This is a genomic window from uncultured Ellagibacter sp. (assembly GCF_934643285.1).
In the GTDB taxonomy this organism is placed as follows: Bacteria; Actinomycetota; Coriobacteriia; order Coriobacteriales; family Eggerthellaceae; genus Ellagibacter.
On the sequence record NZ_CAKUBT010000042.1, the window covers coordinates 1 to 3,829 of the forward strand.

The 3,829-nt window shown below is 60.1% G+C and carries 6 protein-coding genes; 3 read left to right on the forward strand and 3 right to left on the reverse strand.

The annotated features are described in order from the left end of the window. Window positions 1-744, forward strand: a 744-nt coding sequence (locus Q0I65_RS09465; RefSeq protein WP_366513254.1) for an SLC13 family permease, incomplete at its 5' end; no start/stop codon positions are given. A gap of 116 nt (window positions 745-860) precedes the next feature. Next, window positions 861-1,424, forward strand: coding sequence for a phosphodiesterase (gene yfcE / locus Q0I65_RS09470; RefSeq protein ID WP_296062876.1), 564 nt, complete (start codon window positions 861-863; stop codon window positions 1,422-1,424). Window positions 1,425-1,485: 61 nt separating this feature from the next. Here the strand turns inward: yfcE and Q0I65_RS09475 are convergent, their stop codons facing one another. Together Q0I65_RS09475 and Q0I65_RS09480 are read right to left on the reverse strand one after the other, a co-directional pair. Further along, on the reverse strand, window positions 1,486-1,908 hold the full coding sequence (locus tag Q0I65_RS09475) for a flavodoxin (RefSeq protein ID WP_296062878.1): 423 nt from the start codon (window positions 1,906-1,908) through the stop codon (window positions 1,486-1,488). Window positions 1,909-2,018: 110 nt separating this feature from the next. Continuing rightward, window positions 2,019-2,711 (reverse strand): DUF3793 family protein, encoded by a 693-nt coding sequence (locus Q0I65_RS09480; protein ID WP_296062880.1) that lies wholly within the window; start codon window positions 2,709-2,711, stop codon window positions 2,019-2,021. Window positions 2,712-2,889: 178 nt separating this feature from the next. On the opposite strand from Q0I65_RS09480, the gene Q0I65_RS09485 reads away from it, so the two are divergent. Then, complete coding sequence (locus Q0I65_RS09485; RefSeq protein WP_296062882.1) at window positions 2,890-3,405, forward strand: flavin reductase; 516 nt, start codon at window positions 2,890-2,892, stop codon at window positions 3,403-3,405. A 91-nt stretch (window positions 3,406-3,496) separates the two neighbouring features. On the opposite strand, the gene Q0I65_RS09490 is transcribed toward Q0I65_RS09485, so the two are convergent. Continuing rightward, window positions 3,497-3,829: NUDIX domain-containing protein (locus Q0I65_RS09490; RefSeq protein ID WP_296062885.1), on the reverse strand; the 333-nt coding region annotated here is incomplete at its 5' end.

The following is a 3,829-nucleotide window of genomic DNA, read 5'->3' on the forward strand; positions in this document are numbered from 1 at the left end:
CCCTACACGGTGCTTTCCGCAGCGCTTCTGACCGGGTGCATTTTCGTGCTGTTCAGGTCGAAGCCTTGTTGCGGGGAAGAGGCTGGCAAGAACGGGGGCTGCGTTCGGGGTGCTGCTGGTGGGGGAGAGGTCGTCCCGCGGTCGTGCTGGTCCGACGGCGCTGCGCCCGACTCTGCAAATGAGGTCCGCGAAGCCGCCGCCCCTGCGCCCCTGTGGAAATGCAGCTGCGGACGTCTTGCAATTTACCTGGTGCTATTCTGCATCTGCCTGCTCGCAGTTGCGGGAATCGTCGATGTGCGCATAGTGCTTGTCGTCGTCATCGCGACCGTCGCGCTTACTGATGCCGAGCAGCTTCGACGCGTTGATTTCGCGCTCCTGCTCACTTTCGTGGCGCTGTTCGTCTTTGTGGGGAACATGGTGCGCATTCCGCTTGTCCATGATGCGGTGGCGGGGCTCGTGGGGCAAAATGCGGTCATCGCAGCAGTGGGCGCGAGCCAGGTGATCAGCAACGTCCCCGCGGCCGTGTTGCTCTCCGGGTTCACGAGTCAATGGGACGCCCTTATCGTGGGCACGAATCTTGGCGGGCTCGGGACGCTCACCGCCTCGATGGCGAGCCTGATCACCTTCAAGGCGATCTCCATCGGCCGCGTGGGGGCGAAGATGAGGTATCTTAAAGTGTTTACGCTGGTCAACGTGGTATTTCTGGCGGTTTTGCTCGGGTTTGCCCTGCTTTTTGGCCTATAGCTGCCCAGCAAGCCAAACACCTGCCGTCGTGAGATAGGGCTTGCTGGCGTCAACCTCGCTACGACCTGCATCCCGGATAGGGTATGCTTTCGCAAAGACAAGAAAGGAGCGCCCCGATGAAGCTTTTGATTGCATCCGATATCCACGGCTCGGCGTACTGGTGCCGCGCGCTCATGGCGCGAATCGAGGCTGAATCGCCCGACACCATCGTTTTTCTGGGCGACCTTCTCTATCATGGTCCGCGAAACGACCTTCCGCGCGATTACGCGCCGAAGGAGGTGCTTGCCATGCTGAACACGCTGGCCGACCGCGTCGTTGCCGTGCGCGGCAATTGCGATAGCGAGGTCGACCAGATTGTGCTCGATTTCCCATGCATGGCCGACTACGCGATTGTGATGGACGCGGAACCTGCGGAGGGCGCAGATGGACATCCCGCTCCAAAGGTCAAGCCGCGTCTGCTGTTCTGCACGCACGGCCACCTGTTTGGGCCGCAGAATGTGCCGCCGCTCGCGCGAGGCGCCGCCCTTCTGTACGGGCACACCCACGTGAAGGAGATTGCCTCGCGCGATGGCGTTCTCTTCGTGAACCCCGGTAGCGTTTCTCTCCCGAAGGACGGCTCGAACAGTTATGCTATTTACGAAAGCGGCACCTTTGAGCTGCGGAAACTTGTAGGGGAATAAATGCGGGCACGCCGCGCCGCCAAGCCCTCTCCTTCCCGATCGGGCCAAGCCAGCACCGCCCTTATTTTGCGATTAGCGTGCCAAGGCGCATGCAGTCCGCGGATGCGTCGTCGTCGGGATAGTCCTTCGCGATGACGGAGTCGACCACATCGACGCCCGCCTCCTCCGCGCGCTTCTCCCAAAGCTCCATCCACTCGCCGTCGTTCCAATCGTAGGATCCGAACAACGCCACCTTGCGTCCAGGAAGATGCGGCTCCACCTCATCGTACATGGGCAAGAACTCCATCTCCTCGAGCTCCTCGTCTCCCATTGCGGGGCAGCCGAACGCGAAAGCGTCATAGTCATCGAGCTTGCTCGAATCGAAATCTGCGGCTTGGATGAGATCGGCCTCGCCGCCGGCGGCACGTACGCCTTGTGCGATCAGGTCGGCCATGGCCTCGGTGTTTCCCGTGCCGCTCCAATAAACGATAGCGACTTTATTCATGATAGGTTCTCCTTGCATATCGGGTGCCATTCGGTTCCGAGCGCTTTTATTCAGCGCCGGGCGATGTGCACGCAGGCTCCCCTCCCGCGTGCACATCGCCCGGCGCGCTCTTAGCTGGCCTGGGAATAGGCCTCGTCGGCGGGGAAGGCGTCGTCGAGGATGGCGAGGCATTCCAGCGACACCCCTTCGTCGAAGAGCTCTTCGTAGGCGCGCGTGCATTCCTTGTATTTGCAGAAGCACTCCTTTGCGTCGCGCTCGCATGAGTACACCTTCCAGCATCCGCTGCACAGGTAGTTCTCGCCCTTGTTCTCGATGAACCCTATGACGTCCTTGAACGGATATCCCAAAAAGAGGCCGATCTCGTGAGGGAACTCGCAAGACCCTGAAAGCGTGCTTTGCAGGTCGGTCCCGCAGATGCGCTTGTGCAGAAGCTCGATGCAGGCCGCGAGGGAGCCGGTATCGTATCCCTCCTGCGCGAGGAAGCTTGCAACCTCAGGCCGCGAAAGGTCGCGTCGAAGCAGGTCGGAGCGGTAGACATAGAGAAGCACCCCGGATTTCCTTCGCGCCAAAAGCTCGATGCGTACCCCGCAATCGTAGAGCTTGTCGCGCGTTGCGCGCAGCGCGTAGGCCAGGTTGCGCTCATGGTCCCGCGCGGAGACTATGCCCGACTTGCTCTTGCCGAGCCCAGGGACCGACTCGTCGCGGCAGACGAACAGGCTTCCCGGCTTGATGCCAGCCAGTGTCGGCGTGCAGTGGTGTACCAGTTTTCGCTCGAACAATTTCACATATTCGTGTCTGTCCACGAGAGCGCTCCTTTTGTATGGCTTCCTCGGTGATAGTTAACTCTGGGAAACTTATAAATCAGCGGCAAACGCGAGTCAAGCGTTTGGATGAAAAAGTTTGCCTTTGGTTACAATATTGCAGAAACACGATTTCTCGATTCGCGCTATCATGGACGAATTCACACGTAAGGAGATTGCTATGGCTTTCAAAGAAATCGCACCTGAGGAGCTGATGCTCAACCCGTTCACGAAAATCGGGAAGGAGTGGATGCTCATCACCGCCGGCGCCGATGCCGGGCATTGCAACACTATGACCGCGAGCTGGGGTGCCATGGGCGTTATGTGGGGCAAGAACGTGGTGAGCGTTTACATCCGTCCGCAACGCTACACCAAGGAGCTCGTCGATGCAGAAGAGCGTTTCACCTGCGCATTTTTCGGCGAGGGGAACCAGCGTGAGGCATTGAGCCTTCTGGGCAAGGTTTCCGGGCGCGACGTTCCCGACAAGGTTTCCCAGGCGGGGCTCACCCCTGTCGAGGTCGGCGGGTCGGTTGCCTTCGAGGAGGCCGAGCTTGTGTTCGTATGCCGCAAGCTGTACGCGCGCGAGCTTCCGCCGGAGGACTTCATCGATACCTCCTGCGATGCGCGCTGGTATCCCAACCACGACTACCACACCATGTATATGGCCGAGATCGAAAAAGTTCTCGTAAAGGAATAGCTTCGCACTTCGAGAAGCAAGGATGCCCGCACAAGAACCAGTCGGGACGAGGGAAAGCCCGCGCGAGGTAGAGACGCGCGCAGGCTTTCTGCTACAGCGAAAAGAGTGCGGCGGCGTTGCCTTTGGCTGCCCGGGCCTTGTACTCGCTTACGATGGCGAGTCGACTGACGGTCGAGGTGGCCAGGGGATGGGGAAGCTCCTCGGGCGGAAACCATCCAACTTCGGTGCTCTCGTCGTCGCCTACGAACGGTGTGTCGTCGTCGGTGGGCGTGCAGATGAAGAGGATATCGAGGTATCGGCATTGGTCGCCGTTCGCGTACTTCACCAGGTAGTTTGACGATTTCACGCTCGCGATTGCCTGCGGCGCAACGTGCACGCCCGTCTCCTCGAGCACCTCGCGCACGCACGTGCGGCCAGGCTCCTC

Coding starts and splice junctions, on each gene's coding strand:
- yfcE (WP_296062876.1), top strand. CDS start 861: ATGAAGCTTTTGATTGCATCCGATATCCACGGCTCGGCGTACTGGTGC.
- Q0I65_RS09475 (WP_296062878.1), bottom strand. CDS start 1,908: ATGAATAAAGTCGCTATCGTTTATTGGAGCGGCACGGGAAACACCGAG.
- Q0I65_RS09485 (WP_296062882.1), top strand. CDS start 2,890: ATGGCTTTCAAAGAAATCGCACCTGAGGAGCTGATGCTCAACCCGTTC.